Source organism: Streptomyces sp. NPDC107581 (assembly GCF_055657175.1).
In genome coordinates this window covers 174,875-200,643 of record NZ_JBVKBH010000013.1, presented here as the reverse complement: position 1 = coordinate 200,643, position 25,769 = coordinate 174,875, and the positions used below count along the sequence as shown (strand labels likewise).

The following is a 25,769-nucleotide window of genomic DNA, read 5'->3' as shown; positions in this document are numbered from 1 at the left end:
GCCGCGTATGAACAGCCTATGCCGATTCTGCCTCCCCGTACGGTCCCTCTCCCCGCACGGTCCCTCTCCCCGTACGGTCGCACGCAAGGTCTCACCGCGCGGCCTCACGCAAGGTCTCATCCCGCGGCCTCACGCAAGCTCCCGCCGCAGGGTCCCGGTCTCACCGCAAGGTCGCGGTCGCACCGGGAGGTCGCACGCAAGGTCGCGCCGCGAGGTCTCACGCGTGGTCGCAGCGTACGGTCCGTGATGGGCCCCGTACGGCCGGCCGGGCCTCAGCCCCGCAGGTCCACCAGCAGCGGCGGAGCGTGCTCCCCCTGCACAGTCGTCAGCGACAGCACCGCGTGCCCCGGCGGCACCCCGTGCGCCAGTTCGGAGGCCGACCAGCGCTCGCGTTCGACCTTCCGCACCGTCACGGCGTCCGTGGTGACCGGCTTGCCCGTGCCCAGCTTCCGCACGGCGTGGATCATCCGGGTCAGCGGCTGGTCCGCGAACACCGTGTGCTTGGCGACCTCGGTGGTCTCCACCCACTCGGTGCCCCACACCTGCGCGAACTGGGCGCCCTCCCAGGTGGTGACGCCCGAGAAGGCGACATGGCAGCCGACCGCGGCGAGCAGCGGCTGACGCAGTTGCTCCGGTACGTCGCCCAGGGCCCTGAGGTTCAGCACGACGCCGGCGTTGTTCTGCCGCAGGCGCCGCAGGGAGCGCACGGATTCGGCGGTGATCGCGTGCGTGGCGTCGTCCAGGACGAGGCAGGCGAACAGGGACCGGTCCCGGCGGGCGGTCATCGCGGCCGTGAACTGGACCAGCAGCAGCCGGGTCAGCAGCCGGGCGGCCTCGGGGTGCGCGCGCTCCGGCAGGTCGACCCTGACCCGCAGCGGGTGGTCGAGGGAGCGCAGGGTGAAGGGCCGCGCGTCCGGGGAGGTGTCGAAGAAGCCCGTGAAGGCCGGGCGGTCGAGGCAGGCGATCCGGTCGGCGAGCACGACCCCCGGGTCCCCGGGCAGGCCCGCCTGCCGTGCGCGGGCGTCGAGTTCCCGGTGCAGGGCCGGGTGCGTCTCGGGGTCCAGCAGTGCCCTCAGCCCGTCCAGCGCCGAGGGCGCCCCGTCCAGGAGTTCCCGCAGCTCACCGACGGACGGGAACCGCCCGTGGGCGGCCCGGAAGGGGCCCAGCAGCTGGGCCAGCACGGTCCCCGCCCGGCGCAGGTCGACCTCGCCCAGGTCTCCCACGAGGGCGTCCGCGAGGAGCGCGGCGGCCTCGTCCGGGTCGTCCGAGCCTCCGTACAGGTCGAGGTCGTACACCGACGCCTGGTCCCCCGGCCGCACCACGATGTCGTAGCCCTGGTCGGCCCCGAGCGCGGTTCCGGCGGCGGACACGACGACGAGCGCCGCCTGCCCGGCCAGCGCCTGGAGCGCGAGGGACTCGGCGACGGGCCGCACCAGGCGGTCGGTCTTGCCCGCGCCCGAGGGGCCCACGGCCAGCAGGGAGGTGCCCAGCGTGCCCGGGTCGACGGCGGCGCCCACGTCCCGGCGGGCCGGCGGCGTGCGTTCGGCGTCCGCGTACCGGCCGATGCGCACCTGGGAGGTCAGCAGGTCGTGGACGGCGGTGCGGGCGGGCAGGTCACGCTGCCCCGACGGGTGCGCACAGGCGAGCGCGCCCTCCCGGAGCACCGCCGAGCCGAAGGCGTCCAGGCGCGAGGGGTGGGCCACCACGGAGGTCCAGGCGCGGCGGATGCGTGCGCAGTCCACGTCGTTCATCCGGCCGGTGCGCACCTCCTCCGCCAGCCGGTCGGCCGCCGTGTGCTGCCCGAGGGAGCGCAGCTCGGGCCAGTCGGCCGGGGTCTCGGCGACGGCCTCCTGGGACGTGTGGGACCCCTCCTCGGGGCGGCGCCGTGCGCGCAGCAGCCCCCGCCAGCCGCCCAGCACGGCGAACGGCCACAGGCCCAGCAGGGTGAGCAGCGTGTTGAACACGCGCAGCCGGTGCACGGTGCTCACGTCGGTGGGCCCGAAGAGCCAGTCGGACGGGGTCAGGCTGACGGCGAGCCGCTCGTACGGCAGCAGTTCGCGCCAGACGACCAGCCAGACGACCAGCGCCCCGAGCGCGGCGGCGCGCACCGCGCGGGAGGGCTGCGGACGGGCGATCACGTACCGCTGTGCCAGCTCTTTCCAGTTGCCGACCCGCCCGAAGTAGTAGAGCACCAGGGTGGCGAAGAGGCTGTCGTAGACGGCCCGTGCCGTGAGCGCCGCACGGGGCTCCGACAGCGGTGTCCACCAGTCGGACGGCGTCACCAGTTCGAGCAGGATGTTCTTGTGGGGGACCAGGTTGTTGGCCCACAGCGACCACACGAGGAGCGCGGCGAGCAGTGCGCCGACCGCCCCGGCCAGCAGCGCGCGGTCGGACACCCGGTCGGGCGCGTCCTCGCGGCGGGGACGGTACCCGTAGCGCCACAGCCCCGGCTCGGCCGCGGCGCGCGGGGTGAGCAGCCAGGCCAGCAGGCCGCCGGCGTCCGTGCCCGGTGCCCCGGGCTGGCCCGTACCGGGCTGGTGGGCGGGACGCGGCGGGAGGGCCGGGGCCGGTGGATACGCGGCGGGTCCCGACGGCGGCGGGCCGGCCTCACGGCCCGTACCGCTCGGCGGCGCGGAGGGCCGCGGCACGCCGTGCCGCCGCGTGCCGCGTGTGTCCTGCGTGCCGTCCGAGTCCATCGAGCCTGCCCCTTGACCAGCCGTTCCGTCCACCGTCAGCGAGCCAATCTAACGCGCCGGCAAGGGGAGTTCACTGCTTACGCGGCCGAGAGGACGGCCCGTCTGGGCGCACGCGCCGCCCGCTGCTATGTCCACGGCGGACAACCGGCGTCCCCGACAACGCCCACATGGAGCATGCCCACCCCTCACACCCCGCCTTAGCCTGCGAAAAAGAAGGTAAGCGTCCGTAATACCCCAGGAGCCCCGCATGACCGCACTTCCGCAGGAGCGCCGCGTCGTCACCGCCATTCCCGGACCGAAGTCGCAGGAGCTGCAGGCCCGCCGCCTCGCCGCGGTCGCGCAGGGCGTGGGCTCGGTGCTGCCCGTCTTCACCGCGCGTGCGGGCGGCGGCATCATCGAGGACGTCGACGGCAACCGCCTCATCGACTTCGGCTCCGGCATCGCCGTGACCTCCGTCGGCGCCTCCGCCGAGGCCGTCGTACGCCGCGCGAGCGCCCAGCTGGCCGACTTCACCCACACCTGTTTCATGGTCACCCCGTACGAGGGCTACGTGGAGGTCGCCGAGGCCCTCGCCGAGCTGACCCCGGGTGACCACGCCAAGAAGTCCGCGCTGTTCAACTCCGGCGCCGAGGCCGTCGAGAACGCCGTCAAGATCGCGCGTGCGTACACCAAGCGCCAGGCGGTCGTCGTCTTCGACCACGGCTACCACGGCCGTACCAACCTCACCATGGCGCTGACCGCCAAGAACATGCCGTACAAGCACGGCTTCGGTCCCTTCGCGCCCGAGGTCTACCGCGTCCCGGTCGCCTACGCCTACCGCTGGCCGACCGGTCCGGAGAACGCGGGCCCCGAGGCCGCCAAGATGGCCATCGACCAGATCACCAAGCAGGTCGGCCCGGACAACGTGGCCGCGATCATCATCGAGCCGGTGCTCGGTGAGGGCGGCTTCATCGAGCCGGCCAAGGGCTTCCTGCCGGCGATCAGCCAGTTCGCCAAGGACAACGGCATCGTGTTCGTGGCCGACGAGATCCAGTCCGGCTTCTGCCGCACCGGCCAGTGGTTCGCGTGCGAGGACGAGGGCATCGTCCCGGACCTGATCACCACCGCCAAGGGCATCGCCGGCGGTCTGCCGCTGGCCGCCGTCACCGGCCGCGCCGAGATCATGGACGCCGCGCACGCGGGCGGCCTGGGCGGCACCTACGGCGGCAACCCGGTCGCCTGCGCCGGTGCGCTCGGCGCCATCGAGACCATGAAGGAGCTGGACCTCAACGCCAAGGCGAAGAACATCGAGGCGGTCATGAAGTCCCGCCTCGGCGCCATGGCCGAGAAGTTCGACATCATCGGCGACATCCGTGGCCGCGGCGCCATGATCGCCATCGAGCTGGTCAAGGATCGCGCCACCAAGGAGCCGAACCCCGAGGCGACCGCCGCGCTCGCCAAGGCCTGCCACCAGGAGGGCCTGCTGGTCCTGACCTGCGGCACCTACGGCAACGTGCTGCGCTTCCTGCCTCCGCTGGTCATCGGCGACGACCTGCTGAACGAGGGCCTCGACATCATCGAGCAGGCCTTTTCGCGCATCTGAGCGAGGCCTGTGCCTCGTGGTCCGTACCTCTGAAGGGCACCTGCGGCAGGCGGTGTGAAGAAGGTGTGCGGGGTGGATGACGGGACGCGATTCCGTCTGCCCAAGCGCCTCGGGCTGCCGTAGGTTCTACCCAGATGAGAGATACACCCCGTCCACAGGGGACTGTGGACGGTCTCAGGCCGGGGCCTCCCCAGCTTCGACCTGGTCGTGCCCTCGCGCACACAACCGGGGCCTGACGGCTCCGGGATCTCCTCACCGATCGGACGGTCGCCGCCCCAAACCCCCCGGGGCGTGCGACGTCCCGGTCCGGACGGCCGCCTCGGAACCACCCCCCCTGTTCCGGGGCGGCCGACCTCCTTTTCTGCGCTCGACGGGCCCTCCGCCCCGGCGGCCTTCCCCCCTCCTCGCGCGCTCTCCCCCTGGCGGCCTTGCTCTCCCTCCGGGCCCGCACCTGCGAAGCTGGGGCCCGTGTCGACCACAGCCCGCCGTGTCCTGCTCCTCGGCCTCCCGGCCCTTCTCCTCGCCCTGATCACCTGGCAGGTCGTCGTCCACGGCCCGCTGCTGCGCCTGGACGCGCGGGTGAGCCGGGCGCTCGTCCACCCGGACCGGTTCTCCGAGCTGCTCGCCGACCTCGGCAATGTCCAGGTCGCCGTGCCGGTGCTCCTCCTTGCCCTGATCTGGTGCGCCTGGCGCGGCCGTGCGACCGGTATGGACCTGTGGTGGCTGCCCCCGGCCGCGGCGGCCGTGCTGATGGCGCTGGTCCCGGCGGTCGTCGTACCGCTGAAGGACTGGACCGCCCGGCCGGGGACCCCCGTGGTGCCCCCGGCCGTCGGCTACTTCCCTTCCGGCCATACGGCGACGGCGGCGATCGCGTACGGCTCCGCGACCCTGCTCCTGCTCCCCCGGCTCCGCACACCCGCCGCCCGCCGGTCCCTGGCCGGCGGCTGCGCGGCCCTCGTGCTCGGGGTCTCCTACGGGCTGGTCCGCCGGGGCTGGCACTGGCCGCTGGACGTGGTGGCCAGCTGGTGCCTGTGCACGGTGCTGCTGACCACCCTGTCCCTGGTGCTCGGCGGGGCCGTCAGCCGAAGTACCCGTCGAAGGTCTTCTGGAACTCCCAGCCGGAGTAGCGGTCCCAGTTCACCGACCACGTCATCAGACCCCGCAGAGCCGGCCACGTCCCATGGGTCGCGTACGAGCCGCAGTTCGTCTTCTTCGTCAGGCAGTCCAGGGTCCTGGTGACCTCGGACGGGGCCACATAGCCGTTGCCCGCGTTCGTCGACGCCGGCATGCCGATGGCGACCTGGTCGGGGCGCAGCGGCGGGAAGACGTTGTTCGCGTCGCCCGCGACCGGGAATCCGGTGAGCAGCATGTCGGTCATGGCGATGTGGAAGTCGGCGCCGCCCATGGAGTGGTACTGGTTGTCCAGACCCATGATGGGACCCGAGTTGTAGTCCTGGACGTGCAGCAGGGTGAGGTCGTCGCGCAGGGCGTTGATGACCGGGAGGTAGGCCCCGCAGCGCGGGTCCTGGCCGCCCCACTTGCCGGTGCCGTAGAACTGGTAGCCGTTCTGCACGAAGAACGTCTCCGGCGCCATGGTCAGCACGAAGGCCGGGCCGTACTTGGCCTTGAGGGTCTTCAGCGCCGAGATCAGATTGACGATCACGGGCGTGGTGGGGTTCCTGAAGTCCGTGTCGTTCGCGTCCAGGGACAGCGAATGGCCCTCGAAGTCGATGTCGAGGCCGTCGAGGCCGTAGGTGTCGATGATGTTCGAGACGGAGGAGACGAAGGCGTCCCGGGCCGCGGTCGTGGTCAGCTGGACCTGTCCGTTCTGGCCGCCGATCGAGATCAGCACCTTCTTGCCGGCCGCCTGCTTGGCCTTGACCGCCGCCTTGAAGTCGGCGTCGCTCTCGGCGTTGGGGCACTCGGTGACCGGACAGCGGTTGAAGCGGATGTCACCGGAGGTGGCCGAGGTGGGCTCGCCGAAGGCGAGGTCGATGACGTCCCAGCTGCCGGGTACGTCGGCGAGGCGGGTGTATCCGGAGCCGTTGGCGAAGGAGGCGTGCAGGTAGCCGACGAGGGCGTGGGCGGGCAGGCCGGGCGAGCCGCCGCCGGTGCCGGCCGTGGTCGTCGCGGTCACCGTGGCCGACCTGGCGGACTCGCCGGCGTCGTTGCCCGCGGTGACCTGGAACGCGTACGCCGTCGACGGCGCGAGTCCGGTGACGGTGGCCGAAGTGCCGCTCGCCGTCTGGACCTTGACCCCGTCGCGGTAGACCGCGTAGCCGGTGGCCCCGGTCACCGCCGACCAGGACAGCGCGACGGAGGAAGAGGTGACGGCGCCGGCCCTGAGGCCGGCGGGCGCGGCGGGCGGCTGCCCGGCGCTCGCGCCCGGACCGACCAGGGAGATGTCGTCGGCGTAGTAGGCGCCGGTGCCGTACCAGCCGTGGGTGTAGAGGGTCACCTTGGACGTGGTGGCGCCGGTGGTGAAGGTGGTGGTCAGCTTCTGCCAGTCGGCGGCGGACCGGGTCCAGGTGGAGACGTCGGTGGTGCCGGTGCCGTTCGCGCCCAGGTAGACGTAGGAGCCGCGGACGTATCCGGACAGCGTGTACTGCGCGTTGGGCTGGACGGTCACCGTCTGGGTGCACTGGGCGTAGTCGCTGCCGGCCGGGGTCGCCTGCAGCGCGGAACTCCCGCTGTGCACGGGCGTGCCGACGGTCGTACCTGCCGTACAGGTCCAGTTGTCGAGGCCGGATTCGAAGCCGCCGTTGCGGGCGAGGTCGGCGTCGGCCGCACGGGCGGCCGACGAGAGCGCGGTGATGCCGGGTACGGCCAGCAGCGCGGCCGTGAGCAGGGTGAGGACCGATCCGGGACGTCTGGCACTGGGTGCGCTGCGGGCGCGTTCCACAAGGACCTCCGGCAAAGGGGGAGTTGGAGGGGGCGGAGCGCACTCAACTTGGTCCAGACCAATCCTCTTGTCAAGGTGTCCGGGTGCTACCCGCCCTCACCCCCGCCCCGCACCGGCCCCGCCGCCGCCTCGTGCATCGCCAGTTCCAGCAACGCCGGGTCGGTCAGCGTTCCGGACCCGTCCGGCGGCATCAGCCAGCGCACCCCGTGCGTCGCCCGGCCCGGGTACGGCACGACGATCCAGGTGCCGGGTCCGGCGGTACGGATACCGGTGCCGAGCCAGCGGGCCGCGGTACCCGGCGGCACGAAGAAGCCCACCCGGCTGTCCCCGAAGTCGGCCAGCACCGGGCCGGGCCGGTCGAGGACGCGGGTGAGCACGTCGAGCGTGGAACAGCCGAGGTCACCCGGCAGGATCAGCACGTCCCAGGCCTTGCCGGCGGGCAGCAGGGCGACCCCGAGGGGGCTGCGCTCCCACTCCCAGCGGCAGGCCTCGGGATCCGGCGCGACGGATGCCAGCCATTCGACCGCTGTCTTGGCCCCAGTCATGAGAAGACCTCCCTCTCTCTCGCGGACGCGGTCACGTCCCGAAGGAGAGGGAGGCCTTGCGGCGGGCATTACGCGGGTTGCCGCTCCCCTTTCGAGTGAGCCGGATCACACCTTCCCGGGTGGGCCGCCGACCCTGCCAACGACGGTCGACCCGGCAGCAGAACTTCTAGTGCTTGCCGCAGTGGGACGTGTGGTGCCTGTCCCAGCAGTGGAACTTGTGATGCTTGCCGTGGTGATGGTGGTGGTGATGGTGATGGTGGTGGTGATGGTCGGCCACGCTCACCGTCGACGTCTCCGGCATCGGAGCCGCCGACGCGGCCGTGGCCGGCAGAAGGGCGCCGCCGGCGACAAAGGCGGCCGCCGCGGCCACGGCAGCGAAGTTCAGCCGGCTCCTGGAACGAGAATCGTCGCGCTTCCGAATGACTCGGTTCATGATTTCCTCCTGCTCGTTGATTCCGGTGCGGCCTCACCGTTTCCGGTCAGGCCGTGCTTCAAGTAGGCCGGAATCGCCCTGCAGGGTCACGCTCCGAGGATTCGGGACTTGACCGAGCCGAAAAGCATGGGTAAAAGACGCAAAAGACAAAGGCCCAGGTCGGTGACCTGGGCCTTTGTCTCAGAAAGGGCTCGGCGGGCGGGCTCAGCTGTCGAAGCCCAGCCCCAGCCGGTCCATCGCCCGCAGCCACAGATTCCGGCGGCCGCCGTGCGCGTCGGCACGGGCCAGCGACCACTTGGTGAGCGCGATTCCGGTCCAGGCGAACGGCTCCGGCGGGAACGGGAGCGGCTTTTTGCGGACCATTTCGAGGCGCGTGCGCTCGGTGTCCTCGCCGTCCAGCAGATCCAGCATCACGTCGGCACCGAAGCGCGTGGCACCGACGCCGAGGCCGGTGTAGCCGGCCGCATACGCCACGCTCCCCTGGTGGGCCGTGCCGAAGAACGCCGAGAAGCGCGAGCAGGTGTCGATCGCGCCGCCCCAGGCGTGCGTGAACCGGACGCCCTCCAGCTGCGGGAAGCAGGTGAAGAAGTGGCCGGCGAGCTTGGCGTAGGTCTCCGGGCGGTCGTCGTACTCGGCGCGGACCCGGCCGCCGTAGTGGTGGATCGCGTCGTAGCCGCCCCACAGGATCCGGTTGTCGGCGGACAGCCGGAAGTAGTGGAACTGGTTCGCCGAGTCCCCGAGGCCCTGGCGGTTCTTCCAGCCGATCGACGCCAGCTGGTCGGCGGAGAGCGGCTCGGTCATCAGCGCGTAGTCGTAGACCGGGACGGTGTAGGAGCGTACGCGCCGCAGCAGACTCGGGAAGATGTTCGTGCCGAGCGCGACCTTGCGGGCGCGGACCGCGCCGTACGGGGTGCGTACGGCCATGCCGGCGCCGTACTGCTGCAACGACAGGGCGGGCGTGTGCTCGTAGACCCGGACGCCGAGCCGGATGCAGGCCTGCTTCAGGCCCCAGGCCAGCTTGGCCGGGTGCAGCATGGCCACGCCCCGGCGGTCCCACAGTCCCGCCTCGAAGGTGGGCGAGGCGACCTGCTCGCGGACGGCTTCGGCGTCGAGGAACTCGATGCCGTCCGCGAGGCCCTTCTGCTCCAGCTCCCGGTGCCAGTCGCGCAGCTCCCAGGCCTGGTAGGGCTCGGTGGCGACGTCGATCTCTCCGGTGCGCTCGAACTCGCAGTCGATGCCGTGCCGGGCGACCGCCGCCTCGATCTCGTCGAGGTTGCGCTCGCCCAGCTTCTGGAGCCGGCGGATCTCGTCCGGCCAGCGGGCGAGGCCGTTGGGCAGGCCGTGGGTGAGGGAGGCGGCGCAGAAGCCGCCGTTGCGGCCCGAGGCGGCCCAGCCCACCTCGCGGCCTTCCAGCAGCACCACATCGCGCTGCGGGTCGCGCTCCTTGGCGTTGAGCGCGGTCCACAGTCCGCTGTAGCCGCCGCCGACGACCAGCAGGTCGCAGGTCTCGGTGCCGGTGAGGGCGGGCTCGGCATGCGGCTTGCCGGGGTCTTCCAGCCAGTACGGGACCGGCTGGGCTTCGGAAAGAGCGGCGATCCAGTTGTCTTTGCCACGACTCATGGCGCTTGGGGCCATGATTTCAACTCCCTACAGAGCTTTATGCCTTGCGACTGTTACGGCGATTGGTGATGAGCATGGAGACCAGGACGAACAGTACGGCGACCAGGAACATGGCCGTACCGATGACATTGATCTGAACGGGCGTTCCGCGCTGCGCCGAACCCCACACGAACATGGGGAAGGTGACGGTCGAGCCCGCGTTGAAATTGGTGATGATGAAATCGTCGAAGGAGAGCGCGAAGGACAGCAGCGCGCCCGCGGCGATTCCGGGTGCCGCGATCGGCAGGGTGACCCGCAGGAAGGTCTGCACCGGGCCGGCGTACAGGTCCCGGGCGGCCTCCTCCAGCCGCGGGTCCATCGACATCACGCGCGCCTTGACCGCGGTGACGACGAAGCTGAGGCAGAACATGATGTGCGCGATCAGGATCGTCATGAAGCCGAGTTGTGCACCCATGTTGAGGAACAGGGTGAGCAGCGAGGCGGCCATGACGACCTCGGGCATGGCCATCGGCAGGAAGATCAGCGAGTTGACGGCGCCGCGTGCGCGGAAGCGGTAGCGGACCAGCGCAAAGGCGATCATCGTGCCGAGTACGGTCGCGCCGAGCGTCGCCCAGACGGCGATCTGGAGGCTGATCGACAGCGAGCCGCACATGTCGGCGACACCGCACGGGTCCTTCCACGCGTCCGTGGAGAACTGCTGCCACTCGTAGTTGAAGCGTCCCTTCGGCTTGTTGAAGGAGAACACCGTCACGATGACGTTGGGCAGCAGGAGATAGGCGAGCGTCAGGAGACCCGCGATGACGACGAGACGACGCTTGAGCCAGGTGACGAGTGGCATCAGACCAGATCCTCCGTCCCGGACCGGCGGATGTAGACCGTGACCATGAACAGGATCGCGGCCATGAGGATGAAGGACAGGGCGGCGGCCGTCGGATAGTCCAGGATCCGCAGGAACTGCGTCTGGATGACGTTGCCGATCATGCGGGTGTCGGTCGAGCCGAGGAGTTCGGCGTTGACGTAGTCACCGGCGGCCGGGATGAAGGTCAGCAGCGTGCCGGAGACCACGCCCGGCATCGACAGCGGGAAGGTGACCTTGCGGAAGGTGGTCCACGGCTTGGCGTACAGGTCGCCGGCCGCCTCGTGCAGCCGCCCGTCGATCCGCTCCAGCGAGGTGTAGAGCGGCAGGATCATGAACGGCAGGAAGTTGTACGTCAGTCCGCACACCACCGCGAGCGGTGTGGCGAGGACGCGGTCGCCGGCCGTCCAGCCGAGCCAGTTGGTGAGGTCCAGGACGTGCAGCGAGTTCAGGGTGTGCACCACCGGGCCGTTGTCGGCGAGGATCGTCTTCCAGGCCAGGGTGCGGATCAGGAAGCTGGTGAAGAAGGGCGCGATCACCAGGACCATGATCAGGTTCTTCCAGCGGCCCGCGCGGAAGGCGATCAGGTAGGCGAGCGGGTAGCCGAGCACCAGGCACAGCAGGGTGGCGGCGGCCGCGTAGAAGACCGAGCGCAGGAACTGCGGCCAGTACTCGGACAGTGCGTCCCAGTAGGTCGCGAAGTGCCAGGTGATCTTGTAGCCCTGCTCCAGGGAGCCCGTCTGCACGGACGTGGAGGCCTGGTAGATCATCGGCAGCGCGAAGAAGACGACCAGCCACAGCAGGCCGGGCAGCAGCAGCCAGTACGGAGTGAACCGGCCGCGCTTGCGCGGGGGCTTCTTCGCGGCTTCGGCGGGGGCGAGAGGCGGGGGCGCCTCGGTGAGCGTCGACATGTCTATGCGGCCTCTTCCTCGACGGTCTCCACGCCGGCGTCGATGTCCTGGGACGCGTCCAGGCCGAAGGTGTGGGCCGGGCTCCAGTGCAGGACGACCTCGGCACCGGGGACGAGCCGGCCGTCGCGTTCGACGTTCTGGACGTACACCGCCAGCTCGTCGCAGACCGGGCTGTCGATGACGTACTGCGTGGAGACGCCGATGAAGCTCGCGTCGGCGATCTTCCCGGTGAGACGGTTGCGGCCGTCGGGGATGGTGCCGGCGTCGTCGGCGTGGGTGAGGGAGATCTTCTCGGGGCGGATGCCGACCAGCACCTTGCCGCCGGTCCTCGTCGGGGCGGAACATCGCGCCTCGGGCAGGACGAGCTTGCCGCCGGCGGCCTTGAGCACGATGTCGTCGCCGCTCTTCGTGTCGATCTCGGCCTCGATGAGGTTGGAGGTGCCGAGGAAGTTGGCGACGAACGTGGTCTGCGGGTTCTCGTACAGGTCGGTGGGGGCGCCGAGCTGCTCTACGCGGCCCGCGTTCATCACGGCGACCGTGTCGGCCATGGTCATGGCCTCCTCCTGGTCGTGCGTGACGTGGACGAAGGTGATGCCGACCTCGGTCTGGATGCGCTTGAGCTCCAGCTGCATCTGGCGGCGCAGCTTGAGGTCCAGGGCGCCGAGCGGCTCGTCGAGCAGCAGCACCTTCGGGTGGTTGATCAGTGCGCGGGCCACCGCGACACGCTGCTGCTGGCCGCCGGAGAGCTGGTGCGGCTTCTTGCGCGCCTGCTCGCCGAGCTGGACCAGGTCCAGCATGTCCTCGACCTGCTTCTTGACGCTCTTGATGCCGCGCCGGCGCAGGCCGAAGGCGACGTTCTCGAAGATGTCGAGGTGCGGGAAGAGGGCGTAGGACTGGAAGACGGTGTTGACCGGCCGCTTGTACGGGGGCAGGTGGGTGACGTCCTGGTCGCCGAGGTGCACGGTGCCGGAGGTGGGTTCCTCCAGGCCGGCGATCATGCGCAGGGTCGTCGTCTTGCCGCAGCCGGAGGCGCCGAGCAGGGCGAAGAAGGAGCCCTGCGGCACGGTCAGGTCCAGCGGCTGTACGGCGGTGAAGCCGTTGTCGTAGGTCTTGCCGATCCCGGCGAGGCGGACGTCGCCGCTGTTGTCTGTCGTCGTCATCGTCGTCGTCACGCCCCTGTGAGCTTCGAGAACTTCTGCTGGTAGGCCGTCTCTTCCTTCTGCGTCAGGGCGCGGAAGGCATGGGACCTGGCCTGCATGGCCTTGTCGGGAATGATCAGCGGGTTGCTCGCCGCCGATTTGTCTATCTTGGCGAGATACGGCGCCACTCCAGCGACCGGGCTCACGTAGTTGATGTAGGCGGCGAGCTCGGCCGCGGGCTCCGGCTCGTAGTAGAAGTCGATGAGCCGCTCGGCGTTCGTCTTGTGGCGCGCCTTGTTGGGGATCAGCATGTTGTCGGTCGAGGTCATGTAGCCGCTGTCCGGGATGACGTAGCCGACGTCCGGACTGTCGGCCTGGAGCTGGACGATGTCGCCGCCCCAGGCGATGCACGCGGCGAAGTCGCCCTTGGCGAGGTCGGACGTGTAGTCGTTGCCGGTGAAGCGGCGGATCTGGCCCTTGTCGACGGCCTTCTGGAGGCGGGCGATCACCGCGTCGAAGTCGTCGTCGGTGAACGTCGACGGGTCCTTGCCCATGTCGAGCATGGTCATGCCGACGCTGTCGCGCATCTCGGTCAGGAAGCCGACGCGGCCCTTGAGCCTGGGGTTGTCCAGCAGGTCGGAGACCGACTTCACCTCGATGCCGTCGAGCGCCTTCTTGTTGTACGCGATGACGGTGGAGATGCCCTGCCAGGGGTACGAGTAGGCGCGGCCCGGGTCCCAGTCGGGGGCACGGAACTGGTCCGACAGGTTGGCGAAGGCGTGCGGCAGGTTGGACTGGTCCAGTTTCTGGACGTACCCCAGCCGGATCATGCGGGCGGCCAGCCAGTCGGTGAGCACGATGAGGTCGCGGCCGGTGTCCTGGCCGGCGGCGAGCTGCGGCTGGATCTTGCCGAAGAACTCGTCGTTGTCGTTGATGTCCTCGGTGTACTTGACCTGGATGCCGGTCCGCCGGGCGAACGCGTCGAGCGTGGGATGGCGCTTGCCCTTGTCGTCCACGTCGATGTACTCGGGCCAGTTGGAGAAATTGACGGTCTTCTCCTTGGCCGAGTGATCGTCGGCCGGCACGCCGCCCTGCGTCTTGGTCGCCGCGGGGATTCCACAGGCGCTCAGCGCCCCGAGTCCACCGATCGCGAGCGCGCCCCCGGCGGAGGCGCGCAACAACGACCGGCGGGGCATGGCGGCCCGGCCGCCCTGCGGACTGCGCCGTACGGCGGCCGCTTCGGCCGGGGTCGGGCGGTCGGGCTCGTACTGCTCCATGCTCGTGGTGCCCTTTCGGGAGAGATCGGCCGGGTGGACGGCCGGGTCGTTTCTAGCGGTCCCCGAAGATGGTGCGGTGCCAGTCCTTCCTGGCCACCGCGGTGTTATCGAACATTACGTGCTTGACCTGCGTGTACTCCTCGAATGAGTACGCCGACATGTCCTTGCCGAAGCCGGAGGCCTTGTAGCCGCCGTGCGGCATCTCGCTGATGATCGGAATGTGGTCGTTGATCCACACGCATCCCGCCTTGATCTCACGGGTGGCGCGGTTGGCCCGGTAGACGTTGCTGCTCCACGCCGAGGCGGCCAGCCCGTAGGGGGTGTCGTTGGCCAGCCGGATGCCCTCATCATCACTGTCGAACGGAAGTACGACCAGTACCGGGCCGAAGAGCTCGGACTGGACGATCTCGCTGTCCTGGCCGGCGTCGGCGACGAGGGTGGGCCGGTAGTAGGCGCCGTCCTTGAGATCACCCTGCGGGGCCTCGCCGCCGGTCACCACGCGCGCGTAGCCACGCGCACGCTCCACGAAGCCGGCGACGCGGTCGCGCTGGACGTGCGAGATGAGCGGGCCGAGGTCGGTGCCGGGAGCGAACGGGTCCCCGAGGCGCACGGTCTCCATCAGGGCGGCCGTCCGCTCCACGAAGGCCTCGTACAGCGGCCGCTGCACGTACGCGCGCGTGGCGGCCGTGCAGTCCTGCCCGGTGTTGATGAGCGCGCCCGCGACCGCGCCGTTGACGGCGGCCTCCAGGTCGGCGTCGTCGAAGACGACGAAGGGCGCCTTGCCGCCCAGCTCCAGGTGGAGCCGCTTGACGGTGGCCGTGGCGACCTCGGCGACCCGCTTGCCGACAGCGGTGGAGCCGGTGAAGGAGGTCATGGCCACGTCGGGATGCCCGACGAGGTGCTCGCCGGCCTCCCTGCCGGTCCCGGTGACGATGTTGATCACGCCGTCCGGGATGCCCGCGTCCGTGGCGGCCTGGGCGAACAGCAGCGAGGTCAGCGGGGTCAGCTCGGCGGGCTTGAGCACGATGGTGTTGCCCGCGGCGATCGCCGGAAGGATCTTCCATGCGGCCATCTGCAGGGGGTAGTTCCAGGGGGCGATCGACCCGACGACCCCGATGGGCTCGCGCCGGACGTACGACGTGTGGTCGCCCGAGTACTCACCGGCGGACTGTCCCTGCAGATGCCGGGCCGCGCCCGCGAAGAAGGCGGTGTTGTCGATGGTGCCCGGCACGTCGAACTCGCGGGTCAGCTTGAGCGGCTTGCCGCACTGCAGGGACTCCGCACGGGCGAAGTCCTCGGCGCGCTCGGCGAGCACGGCGGCGAACCGGTGCAGGGCGTCGGAGCGCTCGCCCGGGGTGGCGGCGGCCCAGCCGGGGAAGGCCTCGCGCGCTGCGGCGACGGCCGCGTCGACGTCGTCGGGGCCGGCCAGCTCGTAGGTGTACACCTCCTCGCCGGTGGCGGGGTCGACCACGGCGTGGGTACGGCCCGAGGTGCCCTTGGTCAGGCGACCGGCGATGAACTGCGCGCCATCGGCGAATCGATCCTGTGCGGGGAATCGTTCCGGGGTGGCGGTGCCCGGGTTGTGCATGTCGCTCTCCTCCGCCGTGTGCCCCGTCCCGGGGGTGGGTGGCGTAGCTCCAGCTCGATTTGAGTGCCGATCCTGACAGAGCAATAAGCCTCCAACAAGTGATTCCGTTGTTGCCTTTTGGTTACGCGACGGAATCTGTCGACCAGGTGTCGAGTCGGCACGGAAAAGGGCGGACGGAGTGTCAGTGGTGCGTGCCAGACTCGCGTGCATGGGGAAGATCGACGACACGGAAGCCCTGATCAAAGAGGTGCGGACAGGCGCCCGCATCAAGTATCTGCACTTCTGGGGACACCGGCCGCGGCCGGACGGCCGGATCGGCGCGAGCTGTCTGAGCCAGTGGTGGCCGTCACCGTTCGTGGTGGGCGGCGTGCACTACGCCACGGCCGAGCACTGGATGATGGCCGGCAAGGCGCGGCTGTTCGGGGACGCGGAGGCCGAGCGGCAGGTGCTGGCGGCGGAGCATCCGGCCCAGGCGAAGAAGGCGGGGCGGCTGGTGCGCGATTTCGACGAGGCGGCATGGGAGCGGGAGCGCTTCCGGATCGTCGTCGAGGGCAGCGTCCACAAGTTCGCGTCGGACGACGGCCTGCGGGGGTTCCTGCTGGGCACCGGTGACCGGGTCCTGGTGGAGGCGAGCCCCGTGGACCGGGTCTGGGGCATAGGCCTGGCGGCGGACGACGAGGCCGCGTCGGATCCCGAGCGGTGGCGGGGGCCGAATCTGCTGGGGTTCGCGCTGATGGAGGCGCGGGAGCGGCTCACCGCCTCCGGGGGCTGAGCGCCCGGAGGCCGGCCCGGGGACCGAGCGGGCCTCCGGGGCCGGGAGGGCCTCCGGGACCGGGTCAGTCCTGGGCGAGCAGGGGTGCCGACACGCGGGGAGCCGAGTTGTAGTAGGGGTCGTAGTCGTCGTCGTGCTTCTTGTTCTCCTTGATGGCGGCCACGATGACGAAGATCATGAGCGTGAGCACGACCAGGCCGATGATGATGCCGATGATGCCCGTGATGAAGCCCGCCTGGGCCTGGCCGTGGTTGGTGGCCTCTCCGCGCTCGGCCCGCTTCTTGGCCTTGACGCCGAGCACCACGGCGATGACGCCGAGCACCACGGACAGCACGCCGTAGAGACAGAACAGACAGCAGGACAGGATGCCCAGCACCATCGCCGCGGTGCCCATGCCGTTCTGCGGGGCCATCGGCATCCCGGGCCAGCCGTAGCCCTGCGGGTACGCGGGGTGGCCGTAGCCGCCGGGCGTCGCCGGGCCCTGCCCGCCGGGGCCGTAGGGCGCGGCGGGCGGAGGCGGCATGGCGGACTCGGTCCAGCCCTGGGCCGGCGGCGTTCCGGGCTGACCGTAGCCGGGCGCACCGAAGCCGCTGCTCGGCAGGGACGTCATGGTGGCCTGGTCGTGCACGGTCGGCGGCTGCACCGGAGGCTGCTGCGGCGCGGAGCCCGGGGGCTGCGGCGCATACCCGGGCGGCTGGTCCTGCACCGCGGGCTGCTCCCCGGGAGCGCCCGGCCGCGGCCCCTTCTCCAGCGAAGGCTTGCTCTCCGGCGGCGCCCACGGGTCGAAGCCCGCGCCTCCGCTCCCACCCTGCTGCCCCTGGTCAGCCACGTTTCCAGCCCCCTCGGTCGATCGTCAGGCCATGGTAAAGCGTCCGTTCGGCGGCTCTCAGGCGGGTCCACCGCTCACCCGGGTGCCGTCATCACCGCCACCGGCCCGGCCTACGATGAGCCCGATTCACCGATCAGCCGATCACCCGCGCCCACCACCACGGACCATGCTCCGAGGGCGCCGTTCCCGGGGAGGAACCCTTGACCGACCGCGATCTGCACACCTTCATCGCCGGACTGCCCAAGGCCGAGCTGCACGTCCACCACGTCGGCTCCGCCTCCCCGCGCATCGTCTCGGAGCTGGCCGCCCGCCACCCCGACTCCAAGGTCCCCACCGACCCCGAGGCGCTGGTCGACTACTTCACGTTCACCGACTTCGCGCACTTCATCGACGTGTACCTGTCCGTCGTGGATCTGATCCGCACCCCGGAGGACGTACGGCTGCTCACCTACGAGGTGGCCCGTGACCTGGCCCGGCAGCAGGTGCGCTACGCCGAGCTGACGATCACCCCGTTCTCCTCGACCCGGCGCGGCATCGACGAGCTGGGCTTCATGGCCGCGATCGAGGACGCCCGCAAGGCGGCCGAGGCGGAGTTCGGGACCGTACTGCGCTGGTGCTTCGACATCCCCGGCGAGGCCGGTCTGGAGGCCGCGGAGGAGACCACCCGGCTCGCCACCGACGACCGGATCCGCCCGGAGGGCCTGGTCTCGTTCGGGCTCGGCGGGCCCGAGATCGGCGTACCCCGGCCGCAGTTCAAGCCGTACTTCGACCGGGCCATCGCGGCCGGGCTGCACTCCGTCCCGCACGCCGGGGAGACGACCGGCCCGCAGACGGTGTGGGACGCGCTGACCGAGCTGCGCGCGGAGCGCATCGGGCACGGCACCAGCTCGGCGCAGGACCCCGCGCTGCTCGCCCATCTCGCCGAGCACCGCATCCCGCTGGAGGTCTGCCCGACCTCCAACATCGCCACCCGCGCGGTCCGCACCCTCGACGAGCACCCGATCAAGGAGTTCACCGCGGCCGGCGTGCTGGTCACGATCAACTCCGACGACCCGCCGATGTTCGGCACCGACCTGAACACCGAGTACGCGGTGGCCGCCCGCCTTCTCGACCTGGACGAGCAGGGCGTGGCCGCCCTCGCCCGGAACGCCGTCGAGGCGTCCTTCCTGGAGGGTGCGGACAAGGCCCGGATCGCGCGGGAGATCGACACGTACACCAGCGACTGGCTCGCCCGCTGATCCCTGCACCACGGTCGCGGTCCGCACGGCCACAATGGGGGCCATGCAGACCGTGACCGCCGTGGCCCACCGCGGCGACCCCTACCGCTTCCGCGAGAACACCATCGACTCCCTGCGGTCCGCGCTCGAGGAGGGCGCGGACGCGGTGGAGGTCGACGTACGGCTCACCCGCGACGGCGTCCCCGTGCTCCTGCACGACGGGACGCTGAAGCGGCTGTGGGAACACGACCGTCCCCTGCTCTCGCTGTCGGCGGACGAGGTGCGCGGGCTCACGGAGGGCAAGGTGCCCACCCTGGAGGAGGCCCTGACCGCGACCGAGGGCAGCCGGGTGATGGTGGACCTGTGCGGCCGGGTCGACCGCCGGACCGTGCGCAGGGTCATGGACGTCGTACGGCAGGGCGGGGCCAGGGACCGCGTCTACTACTGCGCGCACGCCGAGGCCATGCTCGCCGTCCGTGCCGAAGACGCGTCCGCGGAGATCGCGCTGACCTGGACGACCCTGGCCCGGCCCCGGCCCGCGCTGCTGGAGGCGGTGCGCCCCCGCTGGCTCAACTACCGCTTCTCCCTGGTCGACCGGGACCTTGCGGCCCGTGTCCACCGCGACGGGTATCTGCTGTCCGTCTGGACCCCGGACACCCGTCGCTCCCTGCGCCGTCTGCTCGACCTGGGCGTCGACTCGATCACCACGAACCGCATCGGCACCCTGCACGCACTGCGCAACGGCGGCTGACCGGCGCAGCGCCGCCCGGCACAGCGCCGCCCCGCGCCCCGCCGCCCGGCGCCCCGCCGCCCGCGCGGCGCCCCGGCCGTCCTCAGGCGGCAGGGGCCGCGGAGCCGAGGGTCTCCAGTCGCTTGATCTTCTGCCGTACAACGTACAGCGGGACGGCCCCGAAGACGCCGAAGGACATGTCGATCAGGCTCCACCAGAAGGGAATTCCGCGCACCGGTCCGCAGATGAGTGCGAGCGGGACGATGCCGGCGCAGGCGATCATCCCGAACTCGACGACCCAGATGTTGCGGACCGGGTCGCGGTAGGGCCCGTAGAAGGCGACCGCGATGACGAGGTGGGCGAAGGCCAGCCAGTCCGTGCCGTACAGCACGAAGGGGTACTTGGCGTCGACGGCGTCCAGCCCCTGCCGCACCCGCGTGATCCAGCCCATCAGTCCCGGCAGGTGCTCCGGCACGGACAGGGACCGCAGCGCCTCCTCGGTCCAGCGCAGTTCGTGCACCAGCGGGAAGGCGGTGGCACCGCTGAGCACGAGGCACACGACGAAGGAGACCAGCCAGACGCGGATGCCCTTGAGCAGGGCGGCTCTGTCGCTCATGGCACGACCCTACGCCTGGAATTGAACATGTTCAAAACAGTGGACGGAGGATTTCCCCGCTCACCCCGCTCACCCCGCTCACCCCGCTCACCCCGCTCACCCCGCTCACCCCGCTCACCCCGCTCACCCCGCTCACCCCGCTCACCCCGCTCCAGCGGCCCCTCCCCCTCGCCTCACCCCAGCGGCTCCTCCAGCGGCACCTGCCGCACCCCCGGCAGATGACCGTCCAGTTCACCGGGTTCGAAGCGGGACATGCCGACCGCGTGCCAGAACTCGCCCGTGACGTCTCCCTCGTACTTGTAGCCGCCGGAGGGCGACAGGGCGGCCCAGCCCCCCGGCACGCCGACGAGGGTGGCGCGCAGGGTGGGCGGCGCGTCGGCGGTGACGGTCCACAGGCGCACCGTGCCGTCCTCTCCTCCGGAGGCGAGCCGGGAGCCGTCGGGGCTGAAGGCGACGGCCAGCACACGGCCGGTGTGGCCGGTGAGCACGGCGGTCCCGGCACCGGTGCGCGGATCCCACAGGCGCACGGTCCGGTCGTCGCCTGCGGTCGCCAGCAGGGGCCGCAGCGGATGCGCCGCCGCCGTCCACACCTTGCCGGTGTGGCCGGTCAGGCGGTGCTCGATCTCCCCGTCCCGCCAGATCACCGCCGTACCGTCCCACGAGGCACTGGCCAGCCAGGAGCCGTCGGGTGCGAACGCCACGGCGTACACCCGGTCCCGGTGCCCGTCCAGGACGGCGGTGATCCTGCGGCCGGCCAGGTCCCAGATCCGCACCTTGCGGTCGTCGCAGCCGGTGGCCAGGGCCGTGCCGTCGCCGCGGAAGGCGATCGCGCGGACCCGGCCGGAGTGCTCGGTGATCGTGGCCACATGCGCTCCGGTCACCCGGTACCACAGCCGCACCGTGTCGTCGTCGTTGGCGGTGGCCAGCAGTTCGCCGTCGGCGCTGAACGCCTCGGCCCACACGTGGTCCGTCTCGACGTCCAGTTCGCGCTGGTACTCGCCGGTGGCCGCGTTCCACAGATAGATGTCGCCGTCGCTGCTCGCGGTGGCCAGCAGGGCGCCGGCGGGACCGAACGCCGCCGAGACCAGCCGGTCGCTCTGCCCGGTCAGCTCCCGCAGCCGCCGGCCCGAGCCGGAGTGCCAGACGCGGACGACACCGTCGTTGCCGCCGGCCGCCAGCATCGAGCCGTCGGCGCTGAAGGACAGGGTGCCGATGCGGCGCCCGTGGCCGCGCAGGATGCGCCTGCCCTGGCCGGTGGAGGAGTCCCAGAGGCGTACGACGCCGTCGTTGCCGCCGGTCACCAGCAGCGGGCCGGCGCCCGGCGCGGGCGCCTCGCCGTGCGGCCGGAACTTGCACACCCACACCGAACCGCGGTGCTCGGCGGGCTGCCGGTTCAGTGGTACGGCGACGGGGTCGGACTCCGGGTCGATCCGCCACAGCCGGACCACTCCGGCGCTGTCCCCGGCGGCGAGCTGTGTCCCGTCCGGGTCGAACAGCACCTGGTAGACGGCACCGCGGCAGCCGCCGAGCAGCCCGGCGCTGCGCCCCGCGGCCAGGTCCCACAGCCGCACCTCGCCGTCGGTGTCGCCACTGACCAGGAACCGGCCGCCGGGATGGAAGTCCAGTGTGTAGACGCGCCCGGAGTGACCGGTGAACTCGTGCCGCCGGGTCCGGGTGGCGAGGTCCCACACCCGTACGGTGCCGTTGCGCCGCTCGTCGCCCCGGTCGCCGGTGGCCAGCAGGGTGCCGTCCGGGCTGAACCGCGCCCGGTACACGGCGCTGCGGTGACCGCCCAGTTCGCCGCTCTGCCGTCCGGTGGCCAGGTCCCACAGGCGTACGACGGTGGAGGCGTCCCCGGTGACCAGGGTGGTGTTGCCCGGCGAGAACGCCACGGTGTAGACGGGCGCGGTGTGTCCGGGCAGCCGGTGCAGGGGGGTGGCGGTGGCCGGGTCCCAGACGGTGACCACGCCGTCGGCGTCGCCGGTGGCCAGCAGGAGTCCGTCGGCGTCCAGGGCGAGCGGCCAGACCCCGCGCGGATGGATGTCCAGCCGGTGCAGACAGCGTCCGGAGACCGGGTCCCACAGCCGTACGGTGCCGTCGGAGCTGCCGGTCGCCAGTACCCGTTCGCGGAACTTGACCGCGTAGACCCGTCCGGTGTGGCCCTCCAGGGTGCGCAGGGCGAGGCCGGTGGCGGCGTCGCAGACCAGCACGCCGCCGTCCTCGCTGCCCACGGCGAGCAGTTCGCCGTCGGGGCTGTAGGAGATGGGCTCCGGCAGCCGGCTGGTCTGCATGTCGAAGCCGTAGGGGACACCGACCGCGGAGGGCCGGAAGCCGGAGTCGACGGCCATTCCGGGGGCGAGCGCGGCGGCGGCCAGTTCGGGCGTCCCGGCCAGGTTCCCGGTGGTCGCGGAGATCAGGGCCGCCTGCCGCCACCGGCCGCCGTCGACCCGGGCGCCGGTCAGATCGGTGCGGATCAGCCGGGCCCGCCGCAGATCGGCGCCGCGCAGGTCGGCGCCGCTCAGATCCGCGCCGTCGAGCCGGGCGCCGGTCAGCCGCGCGTGCCGCAGGACGGCGCCGCAGAGGTTGGCGCCGACCAGCCGGGCGTCGGTGAGGTCGGCGCGGGTGAGGTCGACTCCGGAGAAGTCGCGGTGCGACAGGTCCTCGCCGGCCAGGGCGGCGCCGCGCAGGTCGGTGTGGGCGGGCACGCGCAGCCGGCTGAGGATCTTCACGGCGTTGGCGCGGCCGGCCTCGGTCCCTTCGGGGTCGTCGCCGCCGCCCAGTTGCTGCTCGGCCCAGGCCTGGCAGACCCGGTGGTCGGCGAGGTCGCACAGGAACTCGACGGCCAGCGCGCTCAGTTGCCGCCGGGTCAGCAGAGCGGTGTCCTCGGCGGTCAGCCGGCGGGCGCACTCCCGGGCGACGAGCCACTCCACCACCGAGCCGTGGATGAACCGGAACAGGCCCTCGTCGCTGCGCACCAGCAGGCTGCCGGAGCCGATGGCGTGCGCGGTCTGCGGCACCGACAGCCGGGTGCCGGCAAGTCCGGTCAGGGTCTCGGCGACGTCGGTCAGCTCGTCCAGGCGCAGCGAGTCCTGGCCGCTCTCCCACAGCCTGAGGGCGAGCGCGGTGACCGCGTGCCACAGCTGGTCCGCGCTGAGCCCGGGCGCCCGGCCGGGGCCCGTGCCGGCGCGCTGTTCCTCGAAGGCCAGCCAGGCGGTGAGCACCTCCTGGTAGAGGCCGGCGGGGCTGAGCGCGCGGCCGGCGCCGGCGACCGCGCGCAGCTGGTCGTCGTCCAGGTCGGCGACGAAGCCGAGCAGCCGGGGGTTGCGGCACAGGGCGAGCAGGTCGGGGATGGCGTCGAGGAGCCGCAGCCGGCGGTCGGCGGCCCGGGCGTCGCCGTCGTAGCGGTTGACCAGGTAGGCGCGGATCTGCTGCGCCGTGAACTCCTGGACGGCCAGCACCCGGCGGTGCGGGAGCAGTCCGACGCGCTCGCCGAGCGCGGTCAGCACCTGGCCCTGGGAGCGGAAGTGCTGAGTGCGGCTGCTGACCAGGATCTTGGCGCTGTCCACGGCGGAGTCCAGCAGCACCTGGAGGCGCTCGGCGGCACGGTCGTAGGTGACCTGGTTGACGAGTTCGTCGAAGCCGTCGAAGAGGAGCACGATCCGGCCCTGCTGCAGCATGTAGCGGAAGGCGCGCAGATCGATGTTGTCGACGCCGTGGGCGGCGAGGTGGGCGGCGACGAGCCCCTCGAAGGAGTAGGCCCGGTCCAGGGCGTGCAGTTCGACCAGCAGGGGGACGAGGTGCGGCAGTTCGGCGGGGATGCGGCGGGCCAGCTCGCGCAGCGCGAAGGTCTTGCCGTGCCCGAAGTCCCCGAGGAGCAGCAGGAAGCGGCCCTGGTCGGAGTCGAGCAGCCGGAGCATCTCGTCCACCAGACCGTCGCGGTCCTCGGCGTCGAGGCGCTCCGCCTCCCGGTACCGCTGCGGCAGGTACATGCCCGGTGGATAGCGGGGGTCGGTGCGCAGCCGCTCGCTCTGCCCGGCGACGTATCCGCGCAGGTCGAGCAGGCCCTGGAACTCGGTGAAGCTGCGCACCCGCACGCCCCTGCGGCGGGCCGCGTCGCGCAGGTCGCGGGCGGGCGGGGGGCCGTCGTGGACGAGCTCGGCCTCGGTCTCGGAGTCGGCGGCGTGCACGAGGGCCACGAACCGGTCGATGTCCTGCGCGGTCGGGGTGCCGGTGTGCACCGCCACCCGCTGCTGGCGCACGAAGCCCGACTGGCTCCAGGTGACCAGGAGTTGCGGCACCGGTCCGTCCACCTGGCGGATCTGGGCGCCTTCGTGGCGGGTGCGGCAGACCTCGGTGACCCGGGCGAGCAGGATCTCGGCCGGAGTCTGCACCGCGCGCGGCTCGGGCTCGGTGCGCGGCGGCCCGTCCGGTGCCGGGCCGTCCGCCGGGCCGTCCGCCGGGCCGCCCGCCGGCGGGTCGGTGTCCTGCGGCCCGAAGGCCCGCCGGGCCCGCCGCCACTGGACCGGGCGGCGCTGCGGCTCCCCCGGGCCCTGCCAGGTCGCCAGGCCCTCGCGGGTGACACGGAGCAGCTGGTGCCGGCCCGGTCCGACGGCGCCGATCACCGGCACCTCGCCCGAGGCGGTGGCCAGGACGGGCAGCGCACCCGGGTCGGTGGGGCCGTGCAGCAGCAGATGCAGCCGGGGTGCGGTCAGCCGGGTGAGCACATCGGTGTCGCGCAGCGGCCCGGCGCCGTCCGGCGGGGCCGCGGTGCGGCGGGCCGCCGGCGGCCGGGCGGCGCCGGGTGAGTGGCGCAGTACGCCGATGCGCAGCCAGCCCTCGGCCTCGTGCGGGCGCAGCGCCTGGGCGAACCAGGCGGCCTGCTCGGGGCCGACCAGACCGTACTGGTCGTCGCGGCGGTGGCTGTAGGCCATCGAGGAGTTGAGTCCCGCGATCACGGTGTGCAGTTCGGGCACGGGGAACAGGGTCCACGGCTGGTCGCTGTCGAAGACCACGTCGAGGCCCTGGTACAGCTCCTGGAAGAGCCCGGCGAAATGCCGCCACTTGGGCCAGTACGGCGGCCGGGGCGGCATCTCGTCGGCCTCGCAGGTGCTGAAGTAGGCCTGGCAGGCGGCCTGGTTGACGTCCTGGCCGCCCGGGACGAGGGCGACCCGGTGCGGTTCGAGACCCAGTAGCGCCCGCATCCCGGTGAGGAAGGACAGCGCCTGTTCGAACTCCCGGCGGCTGCCGCTCGCGGTCAGGTCGCCGGTGACCACCAGCAGATCGGGCGGGGGCGCTCCGGCGTCGTTGAGTTCCACCAGGTCGCCCCAGATCGCCGCCTGCAGCTCGGCGGGGTCCAGGCCGCGCCCGAACGCGGGTCCGGCCAGATGGAGCAGGGTGACCGCCTCCCGCTCCCGGGCCTCGCCCAGGGCCCGTGGATACGACGGCGGGGCGGCGGGCCGGCGCCGCCCGGCCCAGCCCGGCCGGCCGAGCGGCCGGCCCGAGGACGGCAGGGACGGCAGGGACGGCACGGTCGGCGGCGTCGGCGGCGGGTGGCCGTTCCCGCCCGGGTAGTCGGGGCGCAGGGCGGGCCGGGCGCGGCCGTCGAGGGCCTGCCGGACGCGGGTGAGCAGCAGATCGCGGGCGGCCGACGGATCGGTGACCGGCACCAGGTCGACATAGGTGATGGTGGCCAGCAGCCCCTCCACCGGGATGTCCTCGACCCGCACGGTGAGCAGTCTTCGCTCCGGCGCGTCCGGATCCGCCCGCAGGGCCGCCTGCCACTCCATCCGGCCGTACCGGGAGCGCTCGTAGTTGCGCGAGAGTACGGCGATGACGGCGGCGGACTCGCTGACGCCGCGGTCCATGAAGTCGACGAAGTTCGTGCCCGGCACGAAGTCCCAGGCCTGGAGCACCGTGCGGTAGCCGGCCTCCTCCAGGGTCCAGGCGATCCAGGACGCCCAGCGTTCGTCGGCCGGCGAGTAGCTGATGAAGAAGTCCAATGGCCCGGTGTCCCCCGGGGTGATCTGACGAGCCACCATGTATCCATGATGCCGTGG

General features: G+C 71.8%; 16 protein-coding genes and 2 pseudogenes. 5 read left to right on the top strand and 13 right to left on the bottom strand.

All coding sequences use genetic code 11. The features are described from left to right. Positions 1–272 precede the first annotated feature (272 nt). Entirely contained in the window at positions 273–2,696 is a 2,424-nt protein-coding gene (locus ACZ7P3_RS30130) for an ATP/GTP-binding protein (protein WP_472086411.1), read from the bottom strand. Positions 2,697–2,943: 247 nt separating this feature from the next. Here ACZ7P3_RS30130 and gabT point away from each other — a divergent pair, with 247 nt between their 5' ends. Beyond that, positions 2,944–4,278, top strand: coding sequence for a 4-aminobutyrate--2-oxoglutarate transaminase (gabT, locus tag ACZ7P3_RS30125; protein ID WP_472086409.1), 1,335 nt, complete (start codon positions 2,944–2,946; stop codon positions 4,276–4,278). Between the two features lie 708 nt (positions 4,279–4,986). Next, a pseudogene (locus ACZ7P3_RS30120) lies at positions 4,987–5,277 on the top strand (phosphatase PAP2 family protein); the annotation flags it as partial. 79 nt (positions 5,278–5,356) lie between these two features. Here the strand turns inward: ACZ7P3_RS30120 and ACZ7P3_RS30115 are convergent. The 9 genes from ACZ7P3_RS30115 to ACZ7P3_RS30075 form a co-directional block, all read right to left on the bottom strand. Beyond that, positions 5,357–7,180 carry a chitinase gene (locus ACZ7P3_RS30115; protein ID WP_472086408.1) on the bottom strand — a complete coding sequence of 608 codons (1,824 nt, stop codon included), beginning with the start codon at positions 7,178–7,180 and terminating at the stop codon, positions 5,357–5,359. Between the two features lie 86 nt (positions 7,181–7,266). Further along, a complete protein-coding gene (locus tag ACZ7P3_RS30110; protein ID WP_472086407.1) occupies positions 7,267–7,725 on the bottom strand; it encodes a hypothetical protein in 459 nt (152 codons plus the stop codon). 166 nt (positions 7,726–7,891) lie between these two features. After that, entirely contained in the window at positions 7,892–8,158 is a 267-nt protein-coding gene (locus tag ACZ7P3_RS30105; RefSeq protein ID WP_472086406.1) for a hypothetical protein, read from the bottom strand. Positions 8,159–8,362: 204 nt separating this feature from the next. Next, positions 8,363–9,793, bottom strand: a complete 1,431-nt coding sequence (locus tag ACZ7P3_RS30100; protein WP_472086405.1) for an NAD(P)/FAD-dependent oxidoreductase — start codon at positions 9,791–9,793, stop codon at positions 8,363–8,365. Between the two features lie 22 nt (positions 9,794–9,815). Then, entirely contained in the window at positions 9,816–10,616 is an 801-nt protein-coding gene (locus ACZ7P3_RS30095) for an ABC transporter permease (protein ID WP_472086403.1), read from the bottom strand. Next, positions 10,616–11,545 carry an ABC transporter permease gene (locus tag ACZ7P3_RS30090; protein ID WP_472086402.1) on the bottom strand — a complete coding sequence of 310 codons (930 nt, stop codon included), beginning with the start codon at positions 11,543–11,545 and terminating at the stop codon, positions 10,616–10,618. The genes ACZ7P3_RS30095 and ACZ7P3_RS30090 overlap by 1 nt, the downstream gene beginning before the upstream one ends. A 2-nt stretch (positions 11,546–11,547) precedes the next feature. Next, positions 11,548–12,705 carry an ABC transporter ATP-binding protein gene (locus ACZ7P3_RS30085; RefSeq protein WP_472086400.1) on the bottom strand — a complete coding sequence of 386 codons (1,158 nt, stop codon included), beginning with the start codon at positions 12,703–12,705 and terminating at the stop codon, positions 11,548–11,550. A gap of 8 nt (positions 12,706–12,713) precedes the next feature. Next, a complete protein-coding gene (locus ACZ7P3_RS30080; protein WP_472086398.1) occupies positions 12,714–13,961 on the bottom strand; it encodes a polyamine ABC transporter substrate-binding protein in 1,248 nt (415 codons plus the stop codon). A 52-nt stretch (positions 13,962–14,013) separates the two neighbouring features. Then, complete coding sequence (locus tag ACZ7P3_RS30075) at positions 14,014–15,549, bottom strand: gamma-aminobutyraldehyde dehydrogenase (RefSeq protein WP_472086396.1); 1,536 nt, start codon at positions 15,547–15,549, stop codon at positions 14,014–14,016. Positions 15,550–15,757: 208 nt separating this feature from the next. Here ACZ7P3_RS30075 and ACZ7P3_RS30070 point away from each other — a divergent pair, with 208 nt between their 5' ends. After that, a complete protein-coding gene (locus ACZ7P3_RS30070; RefSeq protein ID WP_472086394.1) occupies positions 15,758–16,321 on the top strand; it encodes an NADAR family protein in 564 nt (187 codons plus the stop codon). Between the two features lie 64 nt (positions 16,322–16,385). Here ACZ7P3_RS30070 and ACZ7P3_RS30065 read toward each other — a convergent pair whose 3' ends face one another. Then, positions 16,386–17,150, bottom strand: coding sequence for a DUF4190 domain-containing protein (locus tag ACZ7P3_RS30065; RefSeq protein ID WP_472086393.1), 765 nt, complete (start codon positions 17,148–17,150; stop codon positions 16,386–16,388). A 90-nt stretch (positions 17,151–17,240) separates the two neighbouring features. Here ACZ7P3_RS30065 and ACZ7P3_RS30060 point away from each other — a divergent pair. Next, positions 17,241–18,388, top strand: a pseudogene (locus ACZ7P3_RS30060) (adenosine deaminase). Between the two features lie 43 nt (positions 18,389–18,431). Next, entirely contained in the window at positions 18,432–19,118 is a 687-nt protein-coding gene (locus ACZ7P3_RS30055) for a glycerophosphodiester phosphodiesterase (RefSeq protein WP_472086391.1), read from the top strand. An 82-nt stretch (positions 19,119–19,200) separates the two neighbouring features. On the opposite strand, the gene ACZ7P3_RS30050 is transcribed toward ACZ7P3_RS30055, so the two are convergent. Further along, on the bottom strand, positions 19,201–19,713 hold the full coding sequence (locus ACZ7P3_RS30050; protein ID WP_472086390.1) for a hypothetical protein: 513 nt from the start codon (positions 19,711–19,713) through the stop codon (positions 19,201–19,203). A 173-nt stretch (positions 19,714–19,886) separates the two neighbouring features. Next, complete coding sequence (locus tag ACZ7P3_RS30045; RefSeq protein WP_472086389.1) at positions 19,887–25,751, bottom strand: WD40 domain-containing protein; 5,865 nt, start codon at positions 25,749–25,751, stop codon at positions 19,887–19,889. Positions 25,752–25,769 lie beyond the last annotated feature (18 nt).